21 protein-coding genes are annotated in these 26,702 nt (G+C 73.0%); 13 read left to right on the top strand and 8 right to left on the bottom strand.

Going from position 1 to position 26,702, the window contains the following annotated elements:
- Positions 1-22 precede the first annotated feature (22 nt).
- Positions 23-2,545 (bottom strand): discoidin domain-containing protein, encoded by a 2,523-nt coding sequence (locus tag IE98_RS0100520; RefSeq protein WP_030262192.1) that lies wholly within the window; start codon positions 2,543-2,545, stop codon positions 23-25.
- A 381-nt stretch (positions 2,546-2,926) separates the two neighbouring features.
- Entirely contained in the window at positions 2,927-4,168 is a 1,242-nt protein-coding gene (locus tag IE98_RS0100515; RefSeq protein WP_043173174.1) for an ROK family transcriptional regulator, read from the bottom strand.
- Between the two features lie 164 nt (positions 4,169-4,332).
- Here IE98_RS0100515 and IE98_RS0100510 point away from each other — a divergent pair, with 164 nt between their 5' ends.
- From IE98_RS0100510 to IE98_RS0100485, 6 genes are all read left to right on the top strand, one after another.
- Entirely contained in the window at positions 4,333-5,649 is a 1,317-nt protein-coding gene (locus IE98_RS0100510) for an ABC transporter substrate-binding protein (RefSeq protein ID WP_030262188.1), read from the top strand.
- Between the two features lies 1 nt (position 5,650).
- Positions 5,651-6,565 (top strand): carbohydrate ABC transporter permease, encoded by a 915-nt coding sequence (locus IE98_RS0100505; protein ID WP_078660680.1) that lies wholly within the window; start codon positions 5,651-5,653, stop codon positions 6,563-6,565.
- The gene (locus IE98_RS0100500) at positions 6,558-7,400 is read left to right on the top strand and encodes a carbohydrate ABC transporter permease (RefSeq protein WP_030262181.1); all 843 of its coding nucleotides are present in this window, start codon (positions 6,558-6,560) and stop codon (positions 7,398-7,400) included. The genes IE98_RS0100505 and IE98_RS0100500 overlap by 8 nt, the downstream gene beginning before the upstream one ends.
- 20 nt (positions 7,401-7,420) lie before the next feature.
- A complete protein-coding gene (locus IE98_RS0100495; protein WP_030262178.1) occupies positions 7,421-8,761 on the top strand; it encodes a GH1 family beta-glucosidase in 1,341 nt (446 codons plus the stop codon).
- 212 nt (positions 8,762-8,973) lie between these two features.
- On the top strand, positions 8,974-9,915 hold the full coding sequence (gene sigJ / locus IE98_RS0100490) for an RNA polymerase sigma factor SigJ (RefSeq protein ID WP_030262176.1): 942 nt from the start codon (positions 8,974-8,976) through the stop codon (positions 9,913-9,915).
- Between the two features lie 111 nt (positions 9,916-10,026).
- A complete protein-coding gene (locus IE98_RS0100485) occupies positions 10,027-11,229 on the top strand; it encodes an NAD(P)/FAD-dependent oxidoreductase (RefSeq protein ID WP_030262173.1) in 1,203 nt (400 codons plus the stop codon).
- Between the two features lie 62 nt (positions 11,230-11,291).
- Here IE98_RS0100485 and IE98_RS0100480 read toward each other — a convergent pair whose 3' ends face one another.
- Both IE98_RS0100480 and IE98_RS0100475 read right to left on the bottom strand, forming a co-directional pair.
- Positions 11,292-13,241, bottom strand: a complete 1,950-nt coding sequence (locus tag IE98_RS0100480) for a CocE/NonD family hydrolase (protein ID WP_030262170.1) — start codon at positions 13,239-13,241, stop codon at positions 11,292-11,294.
- Positions 13,242-13,413: 172 nt separating this feature from the next.
- Complete coding sequence (locus tag IE98_RS0100475) at positions 13,414-14,352, bottom strand: hydrolase (RefSeq protein WP_030262167.1); 939 nt, start codon at positions 14,350-14,352, stop codon at positions 13,414-13,416.
- Between the two features lie 313 nt (positions 14,353-14,665).
- Between IE98_RS0100475 and IE98_RS0100470 the strand changes: the two genes are divergently transcribed.
- The 4 genes from IE98_RS0100470 to IE98_RS0100455 all read left to right on the top strand — a co-directional run bounded on the left by IE98_RS0100470 (position 14,666) and on the right by IE98_RS0100455 (position 20,783).
- On the top strand, positions 14,666-15,772 hold the full coding sequence (locus tag IE98_RS0100470; protein WP_043173173.1) for a HoxN/HupN/NixA family nickel/cobalt transporter: 1,107 nt from the start codon (positions 14,666-14,668) through the stop codon (positions 15,770-15,772).
- A gap of 289 nt (positions 15,773-16,061) precedes the next feature.
- Entirely contained in the window at positions 16,062-17,018 is a 957-nt protein-coding gene (locus tag IE98_RS0100465; RefSeq protein ID WP_078660679.1) for a serine protein kinase RIO, read from the top strand.
- A 280-nt stretch (positions 17,019-17,298) separates the two neighbouring features.
- Positions 17,299-19,743: an endonuclease/exonuclease/phosphatase family protein gene (locus IE98_RS0100460; protein WP_106976474.1), complete on the top strand. Its 2,445-nt coding sequence runs from the start codon at positions 17,299-17,301 to the stop codon at positions 19,741-19,743.
- Positions 19,744-19,850: 107 nt separating this feature from the next.
- Positions 19,851-20,783, top strand: a complete 933-nt coding sequence (locus IE98_RS0100455; RefSeq protein WP_052389955.1) for a nucleotidyl transferase AbiEii/AbiGii toxin family protein — start codon at positions 19,851-19,853, stop codon at positions 20,781-20,783.
- A gap of 36 nt (positions 20,784-20,819) precedes the next feature.
- On the opposite strand, the gene IE98_RS0100450 is transcribed toward IE98_RS0100455, so the two are convergent.
- The gene (locus IE98_RS0100450; RefSeq protein ID WP_052389954.1) at positions 20,820-21,746 is read right to left on the bottom strand and encodes an SGNH/GDSL hydrolase family protein; all 927 of its coding nucleotides are present in this window, start codon (positions 21,744-21,746) and stop codon (positions 20,820-20,822) included.
- Between the two features lie 292 nt (positions 21,747-22,038).
- Here IE98_RS0100450 and IE98_RS0100445 point away from each other — a divergent pair, with 292 nt between their 5' ends.
- Positions 22,039-23,694 carry an FAD-binding dehydrogenase gene (locus tag IE98_RS0100445; protein WP_030262150.1) on the top strand — a complete coding sequence of 552 codons (1,656 nt, stop codon included), beginning with the start codon at positions 22,039-22,041 and terminating at the stop codon, positions 23,692-23,694.
- Between the two features lie 57 nt (positions 23,695-23,751).
- Here the strand turns inward: IE98_RS0100445 and IE98_RS0100440 are convergent, their stop codons facing one another.
- Positions 23,752-24,186 carry a CBS domain-containing protein gene (locus IE98_RS0100440; RefSeq protein WP_030262147.1) on the bottom strand — a complete coding sequence of 145 codons (435 nt, stop codon included), beginning with the start codon at positions 24,184-24,186 and terminating at the stop codon, positions 23,752-23,754.
- 240 nt (positions 24,187-24,426) lie between these two features.
- On the opposite strand from IE98_RS0100440, the gene IE98_RS0100435 reads away from it, so the two are divergent.
- Entirely contained in the window at positions 24,427-24,831 is a 405-nt protein-coding gene (locus IE98_RS0100435; RefSeq protein ID WP_030262144.1) for a hypothetical protein, read from the top strand.
- A gap of 3 nt (positions 24,832-24,834) precedes the next feature.
- On the opposite strand, the gene IE98_RS0100430 is transcribed toward IE98_RS0100435, so the two are convergent.
- Positions 24,835-25,320: a hypothetical protein gene (locus IE98_RS0100430; protein ID WP_030262142.1), complete on the bottom strand. Its 486-nt coding sequence runs from the start codon at positions 25,318-25,320 to the stop codon at positions 24,835-24,837.
- 84 nt (positions 25,321-25,404) lie between these two features.
- Between IE98_RS0100430 and IE98_RS0100425 the strand changes: the two genes are divergently transcribed.
- The gene (locus tag IE98_RS0100425) at positions 25,405-26,172 is read left to right on the top strand and encodes an aminotransferase class IV (RefSeq protein WP_030262139.1); all 768 of its coding nucleotides are present in this window, start codon (positions 25,405-25,407) and stop codon (positions 26,170-26,172) included.
- A 47-nt stretch (positions 26,173-26,219) separates the two neighbouring features.
- On the opposite strand, the gene IE98_RS0100420 is transcribed toward IE98_RS0100425, so the two are convergent.
- Positions 26,220-26,693 carry a Dps family protein gene (locus tag IE98_RS0100420; protein WP_030262137.1) on the bottom strand — a complete coding sequence of 158 codons (474 nt, stop codon included), beginning with the start codon at positions 26,691-26,693 and terminating at the stop codon, positions 26,220-26,222.
- Positions 26,694-26,702: the final 9 nt, after the last annotated feature.

Raw genomic sequence — 26,702 nt, 5'->3', positions numbered from 1 at the left:
CGTCAGGTGCGGGGGTGGTCCGTCACGGGAAGGAGACGACGTTGGACGGCGTGGTGGAGGTGCCGGAGGTCGGGGCGCCGGTGTCGTTCACCACGTGGGCGAACTGGCCGTTGCCGCCGAGCGAGTTGACCAGGATGTCGTGCAGCTTGACGCCGGACTTCACCGGGACCTCGAAGCCGTGGTCCATGACGATGGTCGGGTCCACGTTGAAGTAGCAGTAGCTGCCCAGGCCCCAGCCCTCGTGGGTGTTGACCGAGTCCTCGACCTTGTAGGCCGCGAAGCCGCGGGTGCCGCCGTTCTGGATCGCCGCCTGGTTGGGGGCGTCGTACGCCTTCTCGTTCTGGAAGAAGATCGTCCGGCCGCCGTTGCCCTTCCACCAGACGTCGTACTTGTTGAAGTGCTCGACGAACAGGCCGGTGGCCAGGACGTCGTTGCCGCCGACGACGAAGCCGTAGTCGGAGCGGTTGGTCTCCCAGCCGACGCCGGCGCCGTGGTCGGCGCGCCAGATCCAGGTGTGGTCGACGACGGTGTTGTTGCTGTTGATCACCATGCCGTTGGTGGCCTTGCCGGCGCCGGCGCCGCCGACCCGGACGAAGACGTCCTGGATGACGGTCGGGTCGGCCGCGTGGGAGGCGCCCGGGCCGGCGTCGCCGACCTGCAGCAGCGCGGGGGAGTTGACGGAGCCGGCGTCCAGCAGCAGGCCGGAGACCTTGACGCCGTCGACGTCGGCGACCTTCATCGCGGTGACGCCGTTGTCCGGGACGACGGTGGCGAGGCCGAGGCCGAGCACGACCGTGCCGGGGCGGGTCACGTTGATGGTCTGGTCGACGTGGTAGACGCCCGGGGTGAAGAGCAGGTTGAGGCCCTGGGCGAGCGCCTGGTTGATGGTGGCCGCGGTGGCGCCGGGCTTGACCACGTAGAACTGGGTCAGCGGCACCGAGGTGCCCTGCGGGGTGCCGTTGCCCCAGGAGGTGCCGCGGGCGTTGGTGCGCTTCGCGGGCACGAAGACCTTGTAGTCGTTGCCGTCCAGGTGGAGGAACGGCTTCTCCTGCGAGACCGGGGTGGTGTCCAGCGTGGTGTACGGCGGGTTCGGGAAGCCCTGGGCGGGCGCGCCCTGGACGCCGGAGAAGGTCTGGTTCCAGACGCCGTTGGAGAAGCCGCCGATCGAGCTGTCGCGGGTGTACCACTGCTGCTGCGAGTAGTTGCCGACCTGGCCGTCGATCTTCGAGTCGGCGATGTAGCCGCCGGAGGCCCAGCCGTAGCCGTCGGGGGCGAGGTTGAGGCCGCCCTCGACGTGCATCCGGCGGAACGGCGCGGCCTGCGAGACGGCCCAGCGGTCGGTGCCGCTGACCGGCTTGAGGTGCAGGTTCTCGGCGGAGCGCCAGAAGTTCTGGGTCGCGTTGCCGTTGAACCAGCCGGCGTCGACGGTGACGTCGCCGTTGAAGGTGGTGTCGTCCGGGTTCAGGCCCAGGCCCGCGATCGAGGTGTAGAAGCCGATCTGGGCGTTGATGTTGCTGTACGTGCCGGGCTTGAAGAGCAGCGCGTACCGCTCGTTGCCGAACTGGTTCGACTCCTGCTTGGTGAAGACCTCGTCGACCTTGGCCTGGATGTTCGGCGTGGACGGGTCGAAGACCATCACGTTGGGGCCGAGGTCGCCGCCGCCCTGGACGGGCGGGACGGTGGAGCCGCCGCCGGTGTGCACCGCGAACTCCCAGAGGGAGTAGCCGTAGCCGGTGCCGCGCTGGGTGCCGTTCATCCGCACGTAGCGGCCGGTGCCGGAGACGTTCAGGGTCTCGTTGCCGCCGGCGCCGGTGGTGGTGGAGTAGATCGTCGTCCAGGTGGTGCCGTCGGTCGAGGTCTGGATCTGGTAGGCCTTGCCGTAGGCGGCCTCCCAGTTCAGCTGGACCTGGCAGACCTGCTGCACGGAGCCGAGGTCGACCTGCAGCCACTGCGGGTCGCTCGCGGCGGAGGACCAGCGGGTGCCGGTGTTGCCGTCGACGGCGGCCGAGGCGGGGGTGCCCGCGTTCTCGGTGCTGGAGGAGGTGGCGGCCTTGCCCTGCGCGGCGTTGGTGGTCGCGCAGGTGTCCGGGGTGGTCCCGCCGAACGAGCCGTAGACCTGGAACTCCCAGAGCGAGTAGCCGTAGCCGGTCGCCCGGGTCACGCCGTTCATCCGCACGTAGCGGCCGCTGCCGGTGACGTTGAGCGTCTCCGTGCCGCCCGCACCGGTGGTGGTGGAGTAGATCGTCGTCCAGGTGGTGCCGTCGGCGGAGGTCTGGATCTGGTAGGCCTTGCCGTAGGCGGCCTCCCACTGGAGCACGACCTTGCTGATGGTCGCCGAGGCGCCCAGGTCGACCTGGATCCACTGCTGGTCGGTCGCGGCCGAGGACCAGCGGGTGCCGGTGTTGCCGTCGACGGCGTAGGTGGCCGGGGTGCCGCCGTTCTCGACCGACGAGGCGGTGACCGTCCGGCCCTGCGAGATCAGGGTGTCGGCGGCGTGGGCGGCGCTGCCGGGGAGCGCCAGGACGGCGCCCGAGAGCAGGGCCATGCCGAGCAGGGCGGCGGAGCCGCGGCGGCCGGCTCGGGCGCCGGGGCGTGCTGAAGTGAGCCTCACGGGCTTCTCCTGCGGTGGGGGTGGGTGGGGGTTTTCGTGGGGGCGCGGACGTCGTGCGTCGGCGTGGGGACCGGCCCGTGACCGACGGGCCGGCGCGGCGCAGGGGCGCCGGGAACTACGGGGCGGGGCGGGCCGGAATCCTTGCGGCCGAGCCGAGAGAGCGCTCCCCGGAGGGAGTCTGTGGGGCTGCGATCTCGGGTGTCAAGTCCCCGGTCGGGAGTTCCGATACGGATCAACCGGCCGGTGCGGGGCGCCCTTTGACCCGCCGCCAGGCGCAGTGGACGGCGGGTTCGCGCAGGTTGCGAGGGGTGCGGCTCAGCCGGTGGCGGCCGCGGCGGACATCCGGGCGGGCAGTTCGCCGCCGGACTGCAGGAAGTGCCAGAGCGGCAGGGTGGCCGCGCCCACGGTGACGGCGTCCGGCCCGAGCAGGCCGAGGTCGATCGAGGTCTGCGCGCGGGGGAAGCGCAGGGCGTAGGCGGTCGCGGCGTCCCGGATCGCGGGCAGCAGGCGCGGCCCGAGCATCAGCCCGGCCCAGCCGCCGATCACGATCCGCTCCGGGTTGAACAGGTTGATCAGGTCGGCGATGGCCGCGCCGAAGTACTCGGCAGCCTCGGCCAGCAGGTCGACGGCGTCCTGCTCGCCCGCCTCGGCGGCGGCCAGCAGGGCGGCCAGTCCGGCCTTCTCGCTGGACCCGGCGGGTGCCCGGCCCCAGCGTTCGACCAGCGCCTCCGCGCCGACGTAGGCCTCCAGGCAGCCGCGCGAGCCGCACCGGCAGAGCCGGCCGCCCACGTGCACCTTGGTGTGGCCCCACTCGCCCGCGCTGCTGGTGGCGCCGCGGAAGCGGGCGCCCTCGGCGATCACACAGGCGCCGACGCCGGAGCCGAACAGCGCGACCACCGCGTGCCGGGCGCCGCGGCCCGCACCGAACCACATCTCGGCCTGGCCGAGCGTCTTGGCGCCGTTGTCCACGTAGAGCGGCAGGTCGGTGCCGGCCCGCAGCATCCGGCCGAGCGGCACGGCGTCCCAGTCCACGGTCTGGCTGTGCACCACGATGCCGAGGCCGTCGGTGCCCGGGTCGCCCTGCTCCACGATGCCGGGCACGCCGACGCCGACCCCGAGCACGGTGGCCGGGTCGGTGCCGGTGGCGTCCAGCACCTCGGCGAGCCCGGTGAGGATCAGCTCCACCACGTGGTCGGAGTCGTGCCCGCAGTCCGAGAGCGGGTGGTCGCTGGCGGCGAGCTCGGTGAGCCCCAGGTCGAAGAGCGCGACCCTCACCTGGGTCTCGCCGACGTCGACGCCGACCAGGTGGGCCCGCTCGGGCGGCACCTGCAGCAGGATGCGGGGCCGGCCGCCGTCCGACTCGACCGATCCGCACTCCTCGACCAGCCCGTCCGCCAGCAACTCGCCGATCACGTTGCTGACCGAACCGGCGCTGAGCCCGCTGATCTGGCCCAACTCCTGCCTGCTGAGCGGCCCTTCGAAATACAACCGTTGCAAAAGGGTCGATCTGCTGCCGCGCCGCAGGTCGCGGACCGTCTGCTTGCCTCGCTCTGCCATCGGTTCTCCCTCCTGCAGCGAATCTAGCGCTGCACGTCCTCTTGACGCCAGCTTTTCTCACACGTTAAATCACGGCCTGAAGAAAGCCCTCTCCGGGGCTCGCGCCCCGGCCGGGGCCCTTCCACCCCCACCACGCCATCCACCCGCCCGAGAGGGGCATGGTCATGCGTATCAACCGTCTGGCTGCCGCGACCGCCGTGGTCGCGACTCTTGCACTCACCGCCACCGCCTGCGGAGGCGGCTCCAGCACCGGCGGCTCCGGTGACAACAGCAGCCCCAAGACGCTGACGTACTGGGCCAGCAACCAGGGCACCAGCCTGGAGAACGACAAGCAGGTCCTGGAGCCCGAGCTGAGAAAGTTCGAGCAGCAGACCGGCATCAAGGTCAAGCTCGAGGTCATCCCCTGGTCCGACCTGCTCAACCGCATCCTCGCGGCCACCACCTCCGGCCAGGGCCCCGACGTCCTCAACATCGGCAACACCTGGTCCGCCTCGCTCCAGGCCACCGGCGCCCTGCTGCCCTTCGACGACGCGACCTTCGGCAAGATCGGCGGCAAGGACCGCTTCCTGCCCGCCACCATCGCCTCCGCCGGCGCGACGGGCAAGGACCCGGCCGCCGTCCCGCTGTACTCGATGGCCTACGGCCTCTACTACAACAAGAAGATGTTCCAGGCCGCCGGCATCGAGCGCCCGCCGGCCACCTGGGACGAGCTGATCGCCGACGGCCAGAAGCTCACCAAGGACGGCAAGTACGGCATCGCCGTCGAGGGCGGCAACGTCTCCGAGAACGTCCACCACGCCTTCACCCTCGGCAAGCAGCACGGTGCCGACTGGTTCGACGCCTCCGGCAAGCCCGCCTTCGACACCCCCGAGGCCGTCGCCGCGATCAAGCAGTACGTCGACCTGATCGCCAAGGACAAGATCGCCGCCCCGGGCAACGCCGAGTACGCCAACAACCAGACCGTCACCGACTTCGCCACCGGCAAGGTCGGCATGATGATGTGGCAGTCGGCCGGCGCCAACCTCAAGTCGCACGGGATGAACCCCGACGACTACGGCGTCGCCCCCGTCCCCGTCCCCGCGGGCGCCTCCGGCACCAAGCTCACCAGCTCCATGGTCGCCGGCATCAACCTCGCCGTCTTCAAGAACACCAAGAACCTGAACGGCGCGCTGGACTTCGTGAAGTTCATGACCAGCAAGGACGAGCAGATCCAGCTCAACAAGACCTACGGCTCGATCCCGCCGGTCTCCGAGGCCCAGGGCGACGCCGCCTTCGCCACCCCCGAGCTCCAGGCCCTCTCCAAGGTCCTCGGCTCCAGCGCCCAGCCGCTCCCGCAGGTCGCCAACGAGAGCCAGTACGAGACCCTCGTCGGCACCGCCGTCAAGAACCTGCTCGCCGCGGCCGCCGCCGGCAAGCCGGTCACCGACGAGTCCGTCAAGGCCGAACTCACCAAGGCCCAGCAGCAGATGCCGGCCAACTGACGTGCGACAGCGACTCGGCCGAATCGGCCTGCCCTACCTGCTCCTGCTCCCGGCGCTGCTCCTGGAGCTGCTGATCCACCTGGTGCCCATGGTGGTCGGCATCGTGATGAGCTTCAAACAGCTCACCCAGTTCTTCATCCGGGACTGGTCGTCCGCACCGTGGACTGGCCTCGGGAACTACCACCTGGCGGTGGACTTCAGTGCCCCCGTCGGCCAGTCGCTGCTCAACTCGTTCTGGGTGACCTGCGCCTTCACGATCCTCGCCGTCGGCCTCTCCTGGCTGGTGGGCACCACGGCGGCGATCATGATGCAGGACGCCTTCAGAGGCAGGGGGCTGCTCCGCGCAGCCTTCCTGCTGCCCTACGCCCTGCCGGTCTACGCGGCCGTCATCACCTGGTCGTTCATGTTCCAGCGGGACACCGGACTGGTCAACCACATCATCCACGACCAGCTCCACCTCACCTCGGACCGGCCGTTCTGGCTGATCGGCGACAACAGCTTCGCGGCGCTCGTCACCGTCTCCGTCTGGCGCTCCTGGCCGTTCGCCTTCCTCACCCTGACGGCCGGTCTGCAGAACATCCCCCGCGAGCTCTACGAGGCCGCCGCCATGGACGGCGCCGGCGTCTGGCAGCAGATCCGCCGGATCACCCTGCCCTCGCTGCGCCCGGTCAACCTGGTGCTCGTGCTGGTCCTCTTCCTCTGGACCTTCAACGACTTCAACACGCCGTACGTGCTGTTCGGCAAGTCGGCACCGGAAGCCTCGGACCTCATCTCCATCCACATCTACCAGTCCTCCTTCGTCACCTGGAACTTCGGTGCGGGCTCGGCCATGTCGGTGCTGCTCCTGCTGTTCCTGCTGCTGGTGACGTCGGTCTACCTGTTCATCACCTCGCGTCGGAGGGGCGCCGATGATTAACCCGCCCGCGTCCTTCCGGTGGATCCGCCGGGTCGTGCTCGCCCTGCTCGCGGTCTTCACCCTCGTCCCGGTCGGCGTCATGGTCAGCTCCTCGCTGAAGCCGCTCCAGGACGTCCAGGGACCGTTCCGCTGGATACCGAGCACGCTCACCGTCCGGCCCTACTTCGACATCTGGAAGACCGTTCCGCTCGGCAAGTACTTCGTCAACTCGATCATCGTGGCCGGCGGAGCGACCGTCCTCTCGGTGCTCATCGCGATCCTCGCCGCCTACGCCGTCAGCCGCTACCGCTTCCGCGGCCGCCGGCTGTTCACCGTCACCGTGCTGTCGACGCAGATGTTCCCCGGCATCCTGTTCCTGCTGCCGCTGTTCCTCATCTTCGTCAACATCGGCAACAGCACCGGCGTCGCCCTCTACGGCAGCCGCGGCGGACTGATCCTCACCTACCTGACCTTCTCACTGCCGTTCTCGATCTGGATGCTGGTCGGCTACTTCGACTCCATCCCGCGGGACCTCGACGAGGCCGCCCTGGTCGACGGCTGCGGTCCCGTCCGGGCCCTGGTGCAGATCATCATCCCGGCCGCCATTCCCGGCATCGTCGCCGTCGCCGTGTACGCCTTCATGACCGCCTGGGGCGAGGTCCTCTTCGCCTCCGTCATGACCAACGACGAGACCCGCACCCTCGCCGTCGGCCTCCAGGGCTACGCGACGCTCAACGACGTGTACTGGAACCAGGTCATGGCCGCCTCTTTGGTGGTCAGCGTCCCGGTCGTCGCCGGATTCCTCCTGCTGCAGCGCTACCTCGTCGCCGGACTCACCGCCGGCGCCGTCAAGTGACCCTGATTGAAAGGCCAGTTGTGAACGACCTCAACGCCCTGCCGGACGACTTCGTCTGGGGCGCGGCCACCTCCGCGTACCAGATCGAGGGTGCCGTGGACGAGGACGGCCGTGCGCCCTCCATCTGGGACACCTTCTCCCACACCCCAGGGAAGATCGACAACGGCGACCACGGCGACACCGCCTGCGACCACTACCACCGCTACAGCGAGGACATCGGCCTCATGAAGCGGCTCGGCCTCGGCGCCTACCGCTTCTCCGTCGCCTGGCCCCGTGTGGTGCCGCAGGCCGACGGCCGGATCAACGCCGAGGGCCTCGCCTTCTACGACCGCCTGGTCGACGGCCTGCTGGACGCCGGGATCACCCCGCACGGCACCCTGTACCACTGGGACCTCCCGCAGGCCCAGCAGGACCGCGGCGGCTGGCCCGAGCGCGACACCGCCGAGCGCTTCGGCGAGTACGCGGCCGTCGTCGCCGACCGCCTCGGCGACCGCGTCAAGCACTGGGCCACCCTCAACGAGCCGCTCTGCTCCTCCTGGATCGGCCACCTCGAGGGCAAGATGGCCCCGGGCTGGACGGACCTCACCGCGGCCGTCCGCACCTCGTACCACCTGCACCTCGGCCACGGCTACGCCGTGCAGGCGCTGCGCGCCGCCCACCCGGACGTCCAGGTCGGCATCGTCAACAACCTCAGCCCGATCATCCCGGCCTCCGACAGCGAGGCCGACCGCCTCGCCGCCGTCCGGGCCGACGGGCACATCAACCGCTGGTGGCTCGACCCCGTCCTCGGCCGCGGCTACCCCGAGGACATGGTCAAGCTCTACGGCGTCGAACTCCCCGTCCGCGACGGCGACATGGAGCTCATCTCGGCCCCGCTCGACTGGATCGGCCTCAACTACTACTTCCGCCAGTTCGTGCAGGACGACCCGACCGGCGCCGTCCCGCAGTTCCGGCAGGCCCCCGGCCGCAACGCCGAACACACCGCGATGGACTGGGAGGTGGACGCCGAGGGCATCCACCAGCTGCTGATGCGCCTCACCGAGGAGTACGGCGTCCGGAAGATCTACATCACCGAGAACGGCTCCGCCTACCGCGACACCGTCACGGCGGACGGCCGGATCGAGGACCCGGAGCGGACCGCCTACCTGGAGGGCCACCTGGACGCCTGCGCCCGCGCGGTCGCCAAGGGCGCCCCGCTGGCCGGCTACTTCGCCTGGTCGCTGCTCGACAACTTCGAGTGGGCGTACGGCTACGACAAGCGGTTCGGCCTGGTGCACGTCGACTACGACACCCAGCGGCGCACCGTGAAGGCCAGCGGCGAGCGGTACGCGGAGATCATCCGCAACCACCGCACCCGCTGACCGGCGAGGGTTCCGGCCGCGGCGGCCGCCGGAACCCTCACGGTCCACCACCCCGGGGCGCGGCCGACCGAGCGGGTCGGGGCGGGCCACCGTGCGACCAGGGCAGCCCCTGGCCCGTGCGGCGGCCCGCCGCCGAACTGCGCAGCCGGCCGCGCCCCTTGCGGTTTCCCTCGTCGGCCCGCTCCGGCCCGGCGGCGACTAGGATCGGCCGCATGGCCCTGATCGTGAGCGACGTGGACCGGTTCGAGGCGGCCAGGCCCCGGCTGGAGGCCATCGCCTACCGGTTGCTCGGCTCGGCGGCGGAGGCGGAGGACGCCGTGCAGGAGACCTTCCTGCGCTGGCAGGCCGCCGACGCCGGACAGATCCGGGTGCTGGAGGCCTGGCTGACCAAGGTCCTCACCAACCTCTGCCTCACGATGCTCACTTCGGCCCGTGCCCGGCGCGAGACCTACGTGGGGCAGTGGCTCCCCGAGCCGCTGCTCGCCGGGGACCCGATGCTCGGCCCCGCCGACACCGCCGAGCAGCGCGACTCGGTGTCCTACGCCGTCCTCGTCCTGCTGGAGCGCCTGTCGCCCAACGAGCGGGCGGTGTACGTGCTGCGCGAGGCCTTCGCGTACCCGCACCGGGAGATCGCCGAGATCCTGAACATCAGCGAGGCCGCCAGCCAGCAGATCCACCACCGCGCCGGGAGGCACGTCGCGGAGGGCCGGGCGCGCACCGAGATCGACGAGGCCGCCGCCCGGAGGATCGTGGAGGAGTTCCTCGCCGCGGCGACCAGCGGCCGCACCGAACCCCTCGTGCGCCTGCTCACCCAGGACGCCGTCTCGATCGGCGACGGCGGCGGGAAGGTCCCGGCCCGCGCGAAGGCCTTCGAGGGCGCGCTCGCGGTCGCGACGTTCCTGCGCGGGCTGTTCAAGCCCAGCGCGGCCAAGCGGGCCCACATCGGCGGCGCGGCCGAGATCCACTTCGCGATCGCCAACGGCGGGCCCGCCGTCGTGGCGGTCGTGGACGGCCGGGTCGTCGGGATCACCTGCCTGGAGGTCACCGCCGACGGCATCGCCGCCGTGCGCAGCCAGGTCAACCCCGACAAGCTCGTCCGTGCGACCGAGCAGTGGGCCGCCGCGGACCACGGGAGCGCGCTCCACACTCTCTGACCAATGTGACGTGCTTCACATCCCGATCCTGTCAGGAAACGCCGGGCCGTCCGGTTCAGGAGGCGAAACCGCGCCAGCAGGCGGCGGAACCTCGCAGACAGGAGCAGGGACATGCAGCACCGCATCGTCGTCCTCGGAGCCGGCTACACCGGGGCCGTCGCCGCCGGCCGCATCGCCAAGCGGCTGCACCGCGAGGACGTCGCCATCACCCTCGTCAACCCCGAGCCCGACTTCGTCGAGCGGGTCCGGCTGCACCAGCTCGCGACCGGCCAGGACCTCAGGCCCCGGCCGTTCGACGCGATGTTCGCCGGTACCGGCGTCGCGCTGAAGCTCGCGAAGGTCACCGCCGTCGACGTGGACCGCAAGACCGTGACGGTCACCGCCCCGGACGGCGGCGACCCGGAGGAACTCGCGTACGACACCCTGGTCTACGCCCTCGGCAGCGGCTGGGACGACGGGGGCGTCCCCGGAACGGCCGAACACGCCCACGAGCTCTCCGGCCGCCCCGGCGCCCTCCGCCTGCGCGACCGCCTGGCCGCCCTGGAGGCCGGAGCGCCCGTGGTGGTGATCGGTGCCGGCCTGACCGGGTTGGAGGCCGCCACCGAGATCGCCGAGGCCCGCCCGGACCTCGACGTCGCCCTGGCCGCCCGCGGCGCCCTCGGCGACTGGCTCTCCGAGAAGGGCCGCACCCACCTGCGGAAGGTGGTGGACCGGCTCGGCATCACCGTGCACGAGCACGCCGCCGTCACCGCCGTGGAGGCGGACCGCGTGACGACCGCCGACGGCCGGACCGTCCGCGCCGAGGTCGCCGTCTGGACGACCGGCTTCGCCGTCCACCCGATCGCCCGGGCCACCGCCCTGGAGGTCACCGAGCACGGCCGGATCGTGGTCGACAGCACCATGCGCTCGGTCTCCCACCCGGACGTGTACGCCGTCGGCGACGCCGCGATGGCCATCGGCCCTGGCGACAGGCCGCTGCGCATGTCCTGCGCCTCCGGCGTCCCGATGGCCTGGCAGGCCGCCGACGCCCTCGCGGCCCGCCTCGCCGGCACCGAGGTCCCCCGCGTCCCGATCCGCTACTTCCAGCAGTGCATCTCGCTCGGCCGCAAGGAGGGGCTGATCCAGTTCGTCACCGCCGACGACCGGACGGTCGACCGCGCCCTGACCGGCCGCCTCGCCGCCCGCTACAAGGAACTGATCTGCAAGGGCGCGGCCTGGGGCGTCGCCAACCCGACCGCGGGCCTGCCGTCCCGGCGCCGGCGCGTCGTCCGGGCGGAGCTCCCGGCCCGCACCAGGACGGAGGCCGCGGCCTGACGGGGGCCGCGGCCTGACGGGGGCCGCCACCGGCAGTGGTGCCGGGAGACCTCCGGAGAGGCCTAGCGATCGCCCCGGGCGAGGCGGCGGCGCCAGATGCGTTCGAAGACCACGTCGCCGCCCTCGAAGGCGCGGACGTGGTCGCGGACGGTGACGTGCCCGGCGTCGCAGCTCGCCTCGGAGCGGATCTGCAGGGTGACGTCCCAGCCGATGTCGGTCCGTTCCAGCCGCAGGGTGCGGTCGGTGCGCGCCCGCGCGCTCAGCGGGTCGTCCGAGCGGATGCGGTACGCCTCCAGGACGTGCTCCTCCTCGGCGAGGCCGTCGGGGTGGACCACCGCGCCCTCCGGGCGGGCCAGCTGCAGGCGCCATTCGCCGGCGGCCACGTCGTGCACCGCCTGCCGCTCCGGGTGGGCGGTGAGCGGTTCGGTGTGCAGTTCGGCCGGCGCCGCGGCCTGCTCGGGTGGGTCGAAGGAGACCGGCCCGCTGCCCGCGTCCGCGGCCAGGTGCCGCACCGGCAGCGTCAGCGCCGAACCGCCCGGGTCCACCTCGAAGCCGCCGGTCTCCACCACCGGCCAGAGCCACGGCCAGTAGGCCGAGGACAGCGCGAGCCGGATCCGGTGCCCGGCGGGGAAGGCGTGCGCGACCGCGGCCAGCCCGATCTCGACCTCCACCGGCCCGATGCCGCCCGCCAGGGCCGCCGCCCCGCGGCTGACCAGCGTGGCGGAGCCGTCCGGGGCGACATCGCACAGCCGCGCCGCGACCTGCCCGTGCCGGGCGTCCATGCGCACCCGCAGCCGTACCGACGGGGTGCCCAGCACCTCCGCGGGCTCCGGCAGCGGCACCGAGTCGAAGCAGACCGAGCGGCCGTCCTCCTCGCGCTGGTCCGGCGGCAGGTCGGCGGGTCCGCCGAGCGGCCGGACGGCCCCGGCGTCGATGCCGGTGTGCTGCGGCGAGCGGACGGGGACGAAGCGCTCGCCGGAGGGCGTCCCGGCGGTGCGCAGGGCGTCGTCGAGGCCGTAGTGCACCTCGCGGACGTCGGGGGAGGGCCAGCTCTCGTCGCCGATCCAGCGGCCGGGCCGGTTGGCGTAGGAGGTGGCGGGCGGCACCGACTCGTTCATCCAGCTGCGCAGGGCCGGTTCCTTGAGGACGCCGGTGTCGGCGCCCCTGAGCCAGTGGTCCCACCAGCGGAGGGTCTCCTGGAGGAAGCCGATGGCCGGCCCGGGCGGCAGGCCCTCGTCGGGGTACTCGTGCGGCCAGGGGCCGAGGATCCCGCGGGCGTTCCCGCCGAGCTCCTCGACCAGGCGGAGCACCGTCCCGGCCTGCGGGTCGGCCCAGCCGCCGAAGGCGAGGACGGCGGCCCGCACCGCCCGGAGCCCGATCCGCTCGCCCTCGTCGCCGGCGCCGGGATCGAGCGCGGCGAGGCGCTCCAGCCAGAGCCGCCGCCAGCCGTCGCCGGTGTACCGGGGGTCGGGCGGGCGGCAGGCGGCCGCGAGCCGGGCGGCGGACTCTCCGTGCACGGCGGCGGCGAGCGGGGCGCCCGCCAGGTCCCGCAGGGGCGCGGTGCGGTCGTCGGCGCAGACGGCGACCACCGCGGCGAGCGTCTCGGGGGCGTGCGCGGCGAGCGCGAGGGCCGCGGTGCCGCCGCGGCCGATGCCGAAGGCGCCGGCCCGGCCGCTGGACCAGGGCCGGGCGGTGAGCCAGTCGAGCAGCGCGAGGCCGTCGGCGGTGCCGGCGGGCGAGGCCGGGTCGGCGGGGGCGCCCTCGGAGCTGCCGTGGCCGCGGGCGTCGACCCGCAGCGAGGCGTAGCCGTGGCCGGCGTACCAGGGGTGCCGCTGGGCGTCGCGGACGGCGGTGGTGTCGCCCAGCCCGCCGGGCTGGTGTTCGAGCAGGGCGGGCACCGGGTGGTCGGTGACCGGCAGCCAGAGGCGGGCGGCGAGGCGGGTGCCGTCCGGCATGGCGATCCGGACGTCCTCGCGGGTGGTGCGGTAGGGGTACGGGGCCGGCTGCTGCATGGGCCCTCCGTGGGGTCGTACGGCGGCCCGGGGCGGGCCCGACCTCCCCAGGATGGGCGCGGCCGGGCGCCATTTCCACCGGGCCGGGGCGGGCCGCGGTCGGTCCGGGGAGGCCCGGCAGTCCCCGTCCCGCGGCGCGCACCGCGGGACGGGGACTGCCGGGCCGGCGGGCTCAGGACGCCTTGGCGAGCCAGGCGGTGGCGTTCAGGGCGAGCGCCGCGTCGGTGCCGGCGGGGTCGTTCCAGCCGTCGTACAGGGTGTTGCCGGACTGGCCGGTGCCGTCGTCGATCGGGGAGCTGTCTCCCCAGGCGGCGACCCGGCCGCTGCCGAAGGTGCTGGTGACGAAGAAGGCGCCGGTGTTGCCGCTGTAGCCCGTCCGGTAGACCAGGCCCTTGACGGAGGAGTTGGCGGAGGGGGTGAGGGTGAAGGTGGTGCCGGAGCGCAGGATCGAGCCGGTGACGGTGCCGAAGGCGCCGTGCAGCACCGGGTCGGCGGAGTCGTTGACCGCCCGCGGGTTGTCGGTGCTGATGGTCTTCACGTCGACCGAGAAGCCGAACGGCGAGGTGTTGTCGACGCCGTTGCCGGTGAAGAGGTCGTTGATGATCTCGGGGGAGTCCCAGCCGTCGTTGTTGCGGTCGCTGTTGCTGTGGTCGGAGACGAGGAAGAGCCCGCCGCCGTTCTGCACGAAGCGCATGATGGCGGTCTTCTCGGCGGTCGAGAAGCGGATGTTGGGCTCGGGGATCACGAAGGTGTCGAAGTTGGCGAGGTCGAGCGCGGCGCCGGTGCCGTAGCTGATGGTCGAGCCGGACGGCAGCGTCCTGAGGCTGTAGCCGCCGGCCTTCTGCAGGGCGACGCCCCAGGCGGAGAGGGCGCCCGTCCAGCTCTTCTCGGTGCCGGGGTTGGCGTTCTGGCCGAGCGGGTCCGGCTGGCTGGTGCTGATGATCCAGTCGGCGTTGCCGGCGGTCTCGGCCTTGCTGTTGTCGAAGAGCACCCGGTGGGGGGTGGCGGCCGCGGCGGGGGCGGCGGGCGCCGCGAGGCCGGTGAGGGTGGCCGCCAGGATCGCGGTGGCGGCCAGCGCCGCCTTGGTGCGGATGGTGCGAGTGCCGATCATCTGCCGTTCCTCCGAGAGGTGTTGGGGGATCGGGGGGCAGTGGTACCCGCGCACGGAAGGGCACGCGGACAGATGGGGTATCCGCGCGTAGATCCGTGCACCGAGCCGAGTATCCGCGCGTAGAAGGGGCTGGAGGAAGACGCGGGAGGTTAAGGGATCGGGTACGTCGTGTGACATGTCCTGCGCGAAATGCGCCCCCGGTGCATCGGTGCAGCTCGGAATGCCCCGGCTCAGCAGTTGCACATAACTTGCAATTGAGTTCCGGGGGCGACAGGATGGCTCGGCTCATCCGTCCGCTGCCGGGAGGACTCCCATGTCAACGCCAAGCCGTCTGCGCGACCGGCTCACCCGCGAGGAGTGGCTCCGGCTCGCCGGCATGGGCGGCTTCGTGCTGGCCCTCCACGTCGTCGGCTGGTTCACCCTGCTCGCCGTCATCGCCCCGCACCACTACGACGTCGGCGGCCAGGTCTTCGGCGCCGGCATGGGCCTCACCGCCTACACCCTCGGCATGCGGCACGCCTTCGACGCCGACCACATCGCCGCGATCGACAACACCACCCGCAAGCTGATGGGCCAGGGCAAGCGGCCGCTGTCGGTGGGCTTCTGGTTCTCGCTCGGCCACTCCTCGATCGTCTTCGGGCTCTGCGCGCTGCTCGCCTTCGGCATCCGCTCGCTGGCCGGGCAGGTCGAGTCCGACGGGTCCGCGCTGCACACCGCCACCGGACTGATCGGCGTCTCCGTCTCCGGCACCTTCCTGGTGCTGATCGGCCTGATCAACCTCGGCGCCTTCAACGGCATCCTCAAGGTCTTCCGCAGCATGAAGGACGGCGAGTTCGACGAGGCCGAGCTGGAGCGCCAGCTCGACAGGCGCGGCTTCCTCAACCGCATCCTCGGCCGGGTGACCCGCGCCGTCACCAAGCCCTGGCACATGTACCCGGTCGGCCTGCTCTTCGGCCTCGGCTTCGACACCGCCACCGAGGTCTCGCTGCTCGTGCTGGCCGGCGGCGCCGCCGCCTTCTCGCTGCCCTGGTACGCGCTGCTGGTGCTGCCGATCCTCTTCGCGGCGGGCATGAGCCTGCTCGACACCATCGACGGCTCGTTCATGAACTTCGCCTACGAGTGGGCGTTCTCCAAGCCGGTCCGCAAGATCTACTACAACCTCACCGTCACCGGCCTGTCGGTGCTGGTCGCCCTGGTCATCGGCGTCGTCGAGCTGGTCGGCCTGCTCGCCGAGAAGCTCGGCGTCACCACCGGCCCGATCGGCTGGATCGCCGAACTCGACCTCAACATGGTCGGCTACGCCATCGTCGGCCTCTTCGTGGTCACCTGGGCCGGTGCCATCGCCTACTGGAAGCTCGGCAAGGTCGAGCAGAAGTGGTCCGCGGCCGTCCGCGAGCCGGCCCCCGCCGAGGCCGACTGAGGGCGGGCCGTTCAGGGGCGCGCGGCGGCCGGAGTGCCCCGCGCGTCCCTGACGGGTCGCCCGGTCGAATAATCGGTTGCGCTGCCGCGGGGAGCGGCTAGTGTGCTGACGTCCTCGCGAACGCCGTGCGAGGACCCGACGTCGAGGAGGTGTGTCCGGATGGTTGCCGCCGTGTCGCGGCGCGCCTTCGTGTGCGCGCCATACGCCCTCCTCGATCGTCACCTCCCCACCGGCTGACAGCACGTCGCGTCCGACGCGCCCGGTGGGCCACTCCTCAGGAGCCACCGCAGTGCGCGAGCGCTTTGCCGACAGCGATTCCTTCTCCCGTATCCGTCCCAAGGGCGGCCAGCGGCGCGGCCGCCGGTCCGACCGGTTCGACGACTTCGAGTCCGAGTACTCCTCCTCCGCGGCGGCCTTCCCGGAGGGCTCCGACGGCCCCGCACCGGCCGCGTCCGACGGCCCGGCCGAGGGCGACCGCTGGTCCACCTGGGACCGGTCCACCCCCACCGAGAAGGGGCCCGAGCCGCGCCCCGACTGGGTGGTGACCGAACTCGCGGCCGTGGACACCGAGCTCGGGATCGTGAAGACCGGCAAGGAGGCCGACGTCTTCCTGCTGGAGCGCGCGGTGCCGGGCACCGGCCGCCGCACCCTGATGGCGGCCAAGCGCTACCGGGACGCCCAGCACCGGATGTTCCACCGCGACTCCGGCTACCTGGAGGGCCGTCAGCACAAGGAGTCCCGGATCACCCGGGCGATGGCCAAGCGCACCGCCTTCGGCAAGGAGGCGATCGCCGGGCAGTGGGCCGGCGCCGAGTTCGCCGCACTGTGCCGGCTCTGGTCGGCCGGGGTGGCCGTCCCGTACCCGGTGCAGATCACCGGGACGGAGATCCTGATGGAGTTCGTCGGCGGCGCGGACGGTGCGGCCGCGCCCCGGCTGGCCCAGCTCCGCGCCGAGGAGGCCGACGTCGAGGACCTGTGGGAGCAGCTCGGCCGCAGCCTGTCCGTGCTCGCGGTCGACGGCTACGCGCACGGCGACCTCTCCGCGTACAACATCCTCGTCCACGACGGCCGGCTGGTGATCATCGACGTGCCGCAGATCGTCGACGTGGTCGCCAACCCGCGCGGGCTGTCCTTCCTGGAGCGGGACGTGCGCAACGTCGGGGCCTGGTTCGTCTCCCGCGGGCTGCCCGAGGGCCGGGTCGGGGACCTGGTCGGCTCGCTCGCCGCCGACGCCCGCCTGGGGTAGCCGGGCCGGCCCGTCCGTGCCGGGCAGACCCTCGCGGCCTGCCCGGTACGGACCCTGACGGTGCCTCGGTGACCGGAGGGCGTGCGGCGTCTGCCGAGAGTTAACGCAGGATGTCTTGTCGTGTCACCTTCTACGCGCGTATCTTACTGCACGGTATCTACGCGAGTAGTCACCAACTCTGACACACCCTCAGCACCCGGCGAGCCCACGTCCGCCGGGTGACCGTGCTGCCCGCACGCGGTGGACCCGCGTCCGCCGGCAGATTAAGGAGCCCCTCCCGGTGACCGAAACCACCGCCGCCCGCAACCCCCGCTCCCGCCGGAGACTGCTGCGCGCGACCGTGCTGTCCTCCTCCGTGGCGGCCTCGCTGGTCCTCGTGCCGCTGCCCTTCGCCACCGCCGCGCCCTCCGCCGACGCGGTCGTCTCCGAGGTCTACGGCGGCGGCGGCAACTCCGGTGCCACGCTGAAGAACGACTTCATCGAGCTCGCCAACAAGGGCGGCGCCGCCTTCGGCCTCGACGGCTGGAGCGTCCAGTACATCTCCGGCACCCCGGGTGCCAGCAGCACCTGGAGCGTCACCCCGCTGAGCGGCGCGATCGCGCCCGGCGGCCGCTTCCTGATCGCCGAGGCCGCGGGCACCGGCGGCACCGTCGCCCTGCCCACCCCGGACGCCTCCGGCACCCTCGCCCTCTCCGGCACCTCCGGCACCGTCGCGCTCGTCCAGGGCACCGCCCCGCTGACCTGCAAGACCGCCGCCGACTGCGCCGCCGACACCCGGATCCGCGACCTGGTCGGCTTCGGCACCGCCGTCGTCCACGAGGGCAGCGCCTCCGCCGCCGGCGCGAGCAACACCGCCTCGGTCGCCCGCGGCGCCGGCCTGCCCGACACCGACGACAACGCCGCCGACCTGAAGGCCGACGTGCCGACCCCGGTCAACAGCAAGGGCGAGACCGCCGACGCCGGCGACGGCTCCGGCTCCACCGGCCCGACCGAGCCCGGCACCGTCCGGATCCACGACATCCAGGGCAACACCCGGATATCCCCGAAGGCCGGCAGCACCATCCCCGGCATCCCCGGCATCGTCACCGGCGTGCGCACCACCGGCTCCAAGGGCTTCTGGATCCAGGACGCCACTCCGGACGCCGACCCGGCCACCAGCGAGGCGATCTTCGTCTACACCGGCAGCGCCGCCCCGACGGTCGCGGTCGGCGACTCGGTGCTGGTCACCGCGAAGGTCACCGAGTACTACCCGTCGTTCACCGGCGGCAGCCAGTCCGTCACCGAGCTGAGCGCGCCGAAGACCACCGTGCTCTCCTCCGGCAACCCGCTGCCCGCCGCCGTCCGCCTGGACAGCCGCAGCATCCCCGCCGCCTACGCCCCCGAGGCCGCCGGCGCCACCATCGAGAACCTGCCGCTGCAGCCCGCGACGTACGCGCTCGACCTGTACGAGTCGCTGGAGGGCATGCGGGTCGAGGTCGCCGACGCCCGCGTCGTCCAGGCCACCGACAAGTACAACGAGCTGTGGGTGGACGCCGCCTGCGAGGACCCGGCCACCCGCCGCGGCGGCGTCGTCTACCTCGGCTACGACAAGCCCAACACCGGCCGCCTGATGGTGCAGTCGCTGATCCCGGCCGCCGACGGCGCCTTCCCGGTCGCCGACGTGGGCGACCGCCTCACCGGCACCACCGCCGGCCCGCTCGACTACAACCAGTTCGGCGGCTACACCGTCGCGGCCACCACGATGGGCGCGCTCAAGGACAACGGGCTGGGGCGCGAGGTCACCGCCCGCCCGCTGCCGAGCGAGGCCACCATCGCCACGTACAACGTGGAGAACCTCGACCCGTCCGACCCGGACGAGAAGTTCGCCCAGCTCGCCCAGGGCATCGTCACCAACCTGCGCTCGCCCGACGTGGTCGCCCTCGAGGAGATCCAGGACGACAACGGTGCGGTCAACGACGGCACCGTCACCGCCGGCGCCACCGTCGCCAAGTTCGTCGCGGCCATCAAGGCCGCCGGCGGCCCGGCCTACGAGTGGCGCTCCATCGACCCGGTCGACGGCAAGGACGGCGGCGAGCCCGGCGGCAACATCCGCCAGGGCTTCCTCTTCAACCCCGCCCGGATATCCTTCACCGACATCCCGGGCGGCGACGCCACCACCGCGGTCGACGTCACCGGCACCGGCAAGGCCACCGCGCTGACCGCCTCCCCGGGCCGCATCGACCCGGGCAACGAGGCCTGGACCACCAGCCGCAAGCCGCTGGTCGGCCAGTTCTCGTTCAAGGGCAAGCCGGTCTTCGTGATCGCCAACCACTTCAACAGCAAGGGCGGCGACCAGGGCATCGACAGCCGCTTCCAGGCCCCGACCCGCAGCTCCGAGGTGCAGCGGACCAAGCAGGCCGCCGTCGAGCACGCCTTCGTGGCCAAGCTGCTCGCCGCCGACCCGAACGCCCGCGTGGTGTCCCTCGGCGACTTCAACGACTACCAGTTCTCGCCCGCGCTGCAGACCCTCACCGAGGGCGGCGTGCTCCGCGACCTGGTCAACGAGCTGCCGGCCTCCGAGCGCTACTCGTACGTCTACCAGGGCAACTCCCAGGTGCTCGACCACATCCTGGTCAGCCCCGGCCTGAAGCGCCAGCACGTCGACTACGACGTGGTGCACATCAACAGCGAGTTCGCCGCCCAGGCGAGCGACCACGACCCGCAGATCGTGCGCATCAAGCCGTGACCCGCGGCTGAACGGCGGGGGGGGGCCCGGGGCCTTCCCCCGGGGGCGGCGCCCCGCCGGCGTTCCCCGGCCGTCCGGCTGTCGGCGCCGGCCGCTAGCGTGCGCCCGTGACCAGCCGGACGACCGCCGAGGCCCACCGGGCCGTGCTCGACCACGTGCTCGCGACCGTCGCCGACGCACCGTGGATCGACGGCCTGGTGCTGCGCGGCAGTGCCGTCCTCGCCGCCTGGTGCCCGGACACCGCCCGGCTGCCCGCCGACCTCGACTTCGTGCTGCGTCCCGTTCCCGCGGTGCCGATCGACCCGCTGGACCCGTACCCGCACCTCGACACCGCCGACGCCGTGCTCTGCGATCCGGAGACCGCGCACGGCGCGGGCGCCGCCGAACCCTGGGACCCGGAGGGCGCCGAGCCGCGCGGCCCGCGCGTCCGGCTCCCGCCCGAGGGCCTGCACTGGCTGTACGACACCGAGCCGGAGGACGTGCCGTACGGCGACCTGCTCGACCGGCTGCGCGACGAGCCCGGGGCGGCGCCCGGCCTGCGGCTCGACGCCGGGGCCGCCCGGCACGAGGGCCTCGGCGGCCACTACGACCTCTACGGCGGCGCCACCGGCCTGCGGCTGACCGTCCCGTGGACGGCCGCCGGGCTCCCGTCGGGCGCCCTGCGGATCGACTTCGCGTGGGACGAACCGCTGCCCGAGCCCCCGGTGTTCACCGCGATACCGCGCGCCGACGGCGGGCCGCCCGCCGTCCTGCCCACCGCGAGCCGAGAGCTGTCGCTCGCCTGGAAGCTGCTGTGGCTGCTCGCCGAGGGCACCGGCGGCGGCACCGCCCGCGGCAAGGACCTCCACGACGCGGTGCTGCTCGCCGAACACCCGGCCACCGCGCTGGACGCCCGCCTGCTGAGCCGGGTGCTGCGCAGTGCGCCGCACCCCGTGGGTCCGGCGGACCTGCCGCACTGCCGGGTCGACCCGCAGGGGCTGCCGGGCGCCCCCGGGGAGTGGCTCGACCGCCTGGCGCGTGCCCTCACGGTGAACGCCTGAGGGTGCCGGGCACCCTCAGGCGTCGGCCGGCCGCCGCTACTTGCCGAGTGCGGCGAGGACGGCCCGGGCCATCACCTTCTCGCCGGTGGCGTTGGGGTGGAAGGGCACGGCGGGGGAGCCGGGCAGGGCGCCCTCGATCCAGCGGTCGTCGGAGCAGACGTCGTGGCCGCGGGTGGGGGTGAGGGTGTCGACGTAGGTCGCGCCGTTGGCGGCGGCCGTGGCGGCGAGCTTGTCGTTCAGCCGGTGCAGGATGCCGCGCAGGTAGGCGACGTCGCCGGTGGTGATGGGCTGGCGGCCGATGCAGTTGCGCTCGTTGTCGGGCAGCACCGACGGGTAGCCGACCAGCAGCACCTTGGCGTGCGGCGCCTTGGCGTGGATCTTCTGCAGGGCGGCGGCGACCTGCGGGCCGGCCGCGTCGATCCGGTTGACCAGGGTGTCCTCGCCCCACTGCCAGGACCAGGTGCGGAAGTCCCAGTGGCCGTGGGCGTAGACGTCCTTGCAGGGGGTGCCGAAGGGGTTGACCACGGCGCCCGCCATGCAGGTGGCGATGACGTCGCCGATGCCGAGGTCGGAGGTGCCGAGCTCGTTGCCGCCGATGCCGAGGGTGACCAGGTCGGTGCCGGCCGAGACGGAGTCGAGCTGCGGGTCGTTGACCCGGATGAACGCGTCGTACTGGGCCTCCGTCAGGTCGGAGACCTTGGCGGCGCCGCAGGTCGCGTCGCGGTAACTGGCACTGCCGAGTTCGGCTGCGACCAGGTGGCCGTAGTTCCTGCTCGACCGCAGGCAGAGCCCGGCGTACTGCGAGGGGACGCCGGCGCCGGCCGCGTACGAGTCTCCGAGGGCGACGTAGTCGCCGCCCGCGTCCGCGGCGTTCGCGGCGGGGGCGCCGAGCAGTCCCGCGGCGGTGCTCGCGAGGACGGCGCCGACCAGGACGGACGAGCGCTTCAGGGCACGGCTGAACACGGTTCCTCCTGGGGAAGAGAAACGGGGCAGGGGTGGGGGCGTTACTGTCCAGTAAGTTACTGGCACGTTAACGCAGTTGTCCAGATATTCGACGCTCAATTCGCGCCCGGAATTCCGTCGGATCGCGCCCCGAATTACGCTCCACGGTGAAGCGTTCGGCATTTCCACTACTCGGTGGAGCGAAATTCCGGCGGTGGGGTTACCGGCCGGTTGACCTGCGCCCGGCCAGGGGCGCACCATGCTGGTCACACCGAGATCGACAAGCCGCTCCCAGCCCTGGAGGACCGCCCGGATGGCACTCGACGCCGACGTGATCGTGATCGGAGCGGGCCTCGCCGGCCTGGTCGCCACCGCCGAACTGGCCGAGGCGGGCCGCAAGGTGATCCTCCTCGACCAGGAGCCCGCCGCCTCGTTCGGCGGTCAGGCCCACTGGTCCTTCGGCGGTCTCTTCCTGGTCGACTCGCCCGAGCAGCGCCGCATGCGCATCCGGGACTCCCGCGACCTCGCCTGGCAGGACTGGCTCGGCACCGCCGGCTTCGACCGCCCCGAGGACGCCTGGCCGCGCCGCTGGGCCGAGGCGTACGTCGACTTCGCCGCGGGCGAGAAGCGCGCCTGGCTGCACGAGCGCGGGGTGCGATTCTTCCCGGTGGTCGGGTGGGCCGAGCGCGGCGGCCTCACCGCCACCGGCCCCGGCAACTCGGTGCCGCGCTTCCACATCACCTGGGGCACCGGCCCCGGCCTGGTCGAGCCCTTCGCCCGCCGGGTCAAGGCCGCGGCCGGCAAGGGGCTGGTCGACTTCCGCTTCCGTCACCGGGTCACCGCGCTCGCCGCGACCGGCGGCACCCTGGACACCGTCAGCGGCGAGATCCTCGTCCCCAGCGCGGCCAAGCGCGGCGAGTCCAGCTCCCGCGAGGTCGCCGGCTCCTTCGAACTCAGGGCGCAGGCCGTGATCGTGGCCTCCGGCGGCATCGGCGGCAACCACGACCTGGTCCGCAAGGCCTGGCCCGCCCGGCTCGGCACCCCGCCCGAGCGGATGCTCTCCGGCGTGCCCGCCCACGTCGACGGCCTGATGCTCGGCATCGCCGGGGACGCCGGCGGCCACCTGATCAACGGCGACCGCATGTGGCACTACACCGAGGGCCTCCAGAACTGGGACCCGATCTGGCCGATGCACGGCATCCGCATCCTGCCCGGCCCGTCCTCGCTCTGGCTGGACGCCCGCGGCCGCCGGCTGCCCGTCCCGCTCTTCCCCGGCTTCGACACCCTCGGCACCCTCGAACACATCATGACCACCGGGTACGACCACACCTGGTTCGTGCTCACCCAGAAGATCATCGAGAAGGAGTTCGCCCTCTCCGGCTCCGAGCAGAACCCCGACCTCACCGGGAAGTCCATCAAGGGCGTGCTCGGCCGGGCGCTGCCCGGCGCCACCGGTCCGGTCGAGGCGTTCAAGGAGCACGGCGTGGACTTCGTCGTCGCCGACACCCTGGACGAGCTCGTCCGCGGCATGAACGCCAGGACGCCCGAGTCGCCGATCGACGCCGCCGAGCTGCGCCGCGAGGTCGAGGCCCGGGACCGCGAGATGGCCAACCCGTTCTCCAAGGACCTCCAGGTCACCGCCGTCCACGGGGCCCGCCGCTACCTCGGCGACAAGCTGATCCGCACCGCGTCCCCGCACCGCCTGCTCGACCCCAAGGCCGGCCCGCTGATCGCCGTCCGGCTCAACATCCTCACCCGCAAGTCGCTCGGCGGGCTGGAGACCGACCTCTCCTCGCGGGTGCTGCGCGCCGACGGCGGCGTGCTCGACGGCCTGTACGCGGCCGGCGAGGCGGCCGGCTTCGGCGGCGGCGGCGTGCACGGCTACCGCGCCCTGGAGGGCACCTTCCTCGGCGGCTGCCTCTTCTCCGGCCGGGCCGCGGGCCGGGCCGCGGCGGCGGCGACCGGCTGACGCCCGAGGGGCGCGGCGGACCCTGCGGTCCTCCGCGCCCCGGGGTGCGTCGCGGCGTCAGCGGCTCACGTAGATGCTGTCCATGAACTCGATGATCTGACGGTCGGTCAGGCGCTGGCCGTCGCGGTGGCCCATCGCGAGGTCGGCCTCGCTGATCATGCCGACCAGGCGGCCGTTCTCGATCACCGGCATCCGGCGGATCTGGTGCTGCTCCATCTTCTTGAGCACCGCCTCCATGTCGTCGTCGGCCTTCACGCAGTGCAGGTGGCCGGCCAGGTCCATCGCCATCATGGTGGACGGGTCCTTGCCGGCCGCCAGACACTTCACCACGATGTCCCGGTCGGTGATGATGCCCTTGAGCATCCCGTCCGGGCCGCAGATGGGCAGGGCGCCGACCTCCATGTCGCGCATCATCTTCGCGGCGGCCATCAGAGTCTGGTCGGCGTCGATGCACTGGGCGCCGCGGTGCATGATGTCACTGGCTGTGGTCACGGGGGTTCCTCTCGTCGTCCGCGGGGGCGGCCGCGGGCGCGGCCGCGACGGTGCGCGGAGCGTGATGGTGCGATCACCATATGCATCCCCGTCCGGGGTCGCGCGCCGAGCCGGCGGCCCGCTGCGGCAGAATCTCCCCGGGTGCCGACCGTTCCGGCGGCGCCGTTCGTACCGGTCCGCCGTCCTCGGAGCCGTCACCCGTTCGGCGGTGCGCGGCGGCGGGCACCAGGGAGGGAACCCATGGCCCGTCGTCCCCGCAGCCAGCCGCCCGCCGCGGCCGCACCGGTCACCGTCACCGTCTGCCGGGGCTGCTGCTGCGGCACGACGGCCAAGCACCCCGGCGTCGACCACCAGGGCCAGCTGGCCCGGCTGCGCGAGGGGATCGGCACGGCGGGCAAGGTCCGCGCGGTGGACTGCCTGGACGCCTGCGGACACTCCAACGTCGTCGTGGTCGGCCCCTCCACCGAGGGGCGGCAGGCCGGCGGGCGGCCGGTCTGGCTCGGCTGGGTGCTCTCCGAGGACATGATCGACGAAGTGGTGGAGTGGGTGCGGGCCGGCGGCCCCGGCCTGGTGCCCGCGCCGGGCACCCTCGACCTGCAGGAGTTCACCGTCTCCCGGCGGATCCGCGAGAACCTGCCCGGCTGACCGTCAGGCCGCCTGCCTGGCCGAGCCGTCCGGCCAGACCACCCGCACCGGCACCCCGGCCCGCCGGGCGGTGGCCACCATGTCGGCGGTGCCGCCGAGGCCGCGCCCCGGCCGGCCGTCCCAGACCGCGACCACCAGGTCGGCGCGGCGCAGCAGTTCGGCATTGGCGGCCTGGTAGGCGGCGTCGGACTGCTCCCGGTGCGGCAGCACCACCACCTCGGCGGCGCGGCCGAGCAGCCGGTCGTACCGCGGCCGGTCCGGCTCGGCCAGCCAGCGGCGGTAGCGCGCCGAGGGCAGGACGGCGACCAGGCGCCCCCCGGCGGCGAGCACCTCCTCGGCGAAGAGCGAGTCCGCCCCGGGGGCAAGGCAGGAGAGGCCCGTCAACCCGGCTGCGCGGTGCGGTGCGAGCAGCGCCCGCAGCTCCTCCCGCACCAGCGGCACCGTCCGGTCGGAGAGGTCCAGGTGCCCGGTCACCGCGATCGCCGTCATGCCGTCCTCACCGGTCGCCGCCGCCGGCCCGTACCCGCCGGGCCGAGCCGAGGCTACCGCGGCGACTGCTGCGATGCTGGGCGCATGGCGGAACTCGACGGGCGGCCGGCCACGGCCGCACAGCTGCAGGCCCTGGCGCTCACCAACTACGGGCACTTCACCACCGTGCTGGTGGAGGACGGCCTGGTCAGGGGCCTCGGGCTGCACCTCGCCCGGCTGGAGCGGGACTGCCGCGAACTGTTCGGCACCGCCCTCGACCTGGAGCGCGTCCGGGCGTACGCGCGCCGGGCGGCGCCGACGGCCGGGGCCGCGACGGTGCGGGTGACCGTCTTCGACCCGGAGCTGGACCTCGGCCGGATCGGCGCCGCGGCGAGCCCGCGGGTGCTGGTGACGACCCGTCCGGCCGGGCCGGCCCAGCTGCCGCCGCTGCGGGTGCGGACCGTCCGGTACGAGCGGGACGCGCCGCACGTCAAGGGGGTCGGCCTGTTCGGGGCGCTGCGCGAGCGGCGGGCGGCGCAGGCGGCCGGCTACGACGACGCCCTCTTCACCGACGCCTCCGGGGCGGTCTCCGAGGGCGGCACCTGGAACATCGGCTTCGTCCGCGGCGCGGAGGTCGTCTGGCCGACGGCCGATCAGCTGCGCGGCACCACCATGGAACTGCTGCAGGCCGCCCACCCGTGGCGGGCCGAGCGGATCACCGGTGCGGCGGGCTTCGAGGCCGCCTTCGCGACCAACGCCGCCGTCGGGGTGCGGCCGGTGGCGGCCGTCGACGGGACGCCGCTGGCGGTGGCGCACCCGGTGGTGTCGGCGCTGCGGGCGGCGTACGCGGCGGTGCCGGGGGAGCGGCTGTAGCGGGGCCGCGCGGGGCGGTCCCCGCGCGGCCCCGCACCGCGGCGGGCTCAGTCGGTGTGCTCGGCCTGCGCCATCCAGGAGTACTTCTCCAGGTCGGCGGTGAGGCCGATCAGGATGTCCTGGCTGACCGGGTCCGGCTCGGCGGTGGCCGCGATCCGCTGCCGCATCCGGGCGATCACCGCGCCGAGGGCGGAGACCAGGGCCGCCACCGTGTCGTCGTCCTGGACGGGGCCCGAGGCGGGGGCGGTGATGCCGCTGCTGTCGGCGACGGTCCGCGCCCGGCCGTCCGGTGGGAAGCCGATCGCGGCGGCCCGCTCGGCCACCGTGTCGGCGTGCTGCCGGGCGAGCGCGACGATCTCGTCCAGCTGCAGGTGGACGGAGCGGAAGCGCGGGCCCACCACGTTCCAGTGCAACTGCTTGCCGACCAGTGAGAGGTCGACCAGGTCAACCAGGGCTCCCTGCAGCGCCTCGCCGACCGTGGTGCGGTCGGCGTCGGGCAGCGGGCTGTGGATGGCGTACATCGGGGCTGC

Origin of the sequence: Streptomyces sp. NRRL B-24484 (genome assembly GCF_000717715.1) — a bacterium.
In the GTDB taxonomy this organism is placed as follows: domain Bacteria; phylum Actinomycetota; class Actinomycetes; order Streptomycetales; family Streptomycetaceae; genus Kitasatospora.
The sequence above is the reverse complement of the archived record's forward strand: the minus strand, read 5'-3'. Positions and strand labels throughout refer to the sequence as shown.

Excerpts from the sequence above, each read along its gene's own strand:
- IE98_RS0100520 (WP_030262192.1), bottom strand. The coding sequence starts at position 2,545 with ATGGCCCTGCTCTCGGGCGCCGTCCTGGCGCTCCCCGGCAGCGCCGCC.
- IE98_RS0100515 (WP_043173174.1), bottom strand. The coding sequence starts at position 4,168 with ATGGCAGAGCGAGGCAAGCAGACGGTCCGCGACCTGCGGCGCGGCAGC.
- IE98_RS0100510 (WP_030262188.1), top strand. The coding sequence starts at position 4,333 with ATGCGTATCAACCGTCTGGCTGCCGCGACCGCCGTGGTCGCGACTCTT.
- IE98_RS0100500 (WP_030262181.1), top strand. The coding sequence starts at position 6,558 with ATGATTAACCCGCCCGCGTCCTTCCGGTGGATCCGCCGGGTCGTGCTC.
- sigJ (WP_030262176.1), top strand. The coding sequence starts at position 8,974 with ATGGCCCTGATCGTGAGCGACGTGGACCGGTTCGAGGCGGCCAGGCCC.
- IE98_RS0100485 (WP_030262173.1), top strand. The coding sequence starts at position 10,027 with ATGCAGCACCGCATCGTCGTCCTCGGAGCCGGCTACACCGGGGCCGTC.
- IE98_RS0100480 (WP_030262170.1), bottom strand. The coding sequence starts at position 13,241 with ATGCAGCAGCCGGCCCCGTACCCCTACCGCACCACCCGCGAGGACGTC.
- IE98_RS0100475 (WP_030262167.1), bottom strand. The coding sequence starts at position 14,352 with ATGATCGGCACTCGCACCATCCGCACCAAGGCGGCGCTGGCCGCCACC.
- IE98_RS0100470 (WP_043173173.1), top strand. The coding sequence starts at position 14,666 with ATGTCAACGCCAAGCCGTCTGCGCGACCGGCTCACCCGCGAGGAGTGG.
- IE98_RS0100445 (WP_030262150.1), top strand. The coding sequence starts at position 22,039 with ATGGCACTCGACGCCGACGTGATCGTGATCGGAGCGGGCCTCGCCGGC.
- IE98_RS0100435 (WP_030262144.1), top strand. The coding sequence starts at position 24,427 with ATGGCCCGTCGTCCCCGCAGCCAGCCGCCCGCCGCGGCCGCACCGGTC.
- IE98_RS0100430 (WP_030262142.1), bottom strand. The coding sequence starts at position 25,320 with ATGACGGCGATCGCGGTGACCGGGCACCTGGACCTCTCCGACCGGACG.
- IE98_RS0100425 (WP_030262139.1), top strand. The coding sequence starts at position 25,405 with ATGGCGGAACTCGACGGGCGGCCGGCCACGGCCGCACAGCTGCAGGCC.
- IE98_RS0100420 (WP_030262137.1), bottom strand. The coding sequence starts at position 26,693 with ATGTACGCCATCCACAGCCCGCTGCCCGACGCCGACCGCACCACGGTC.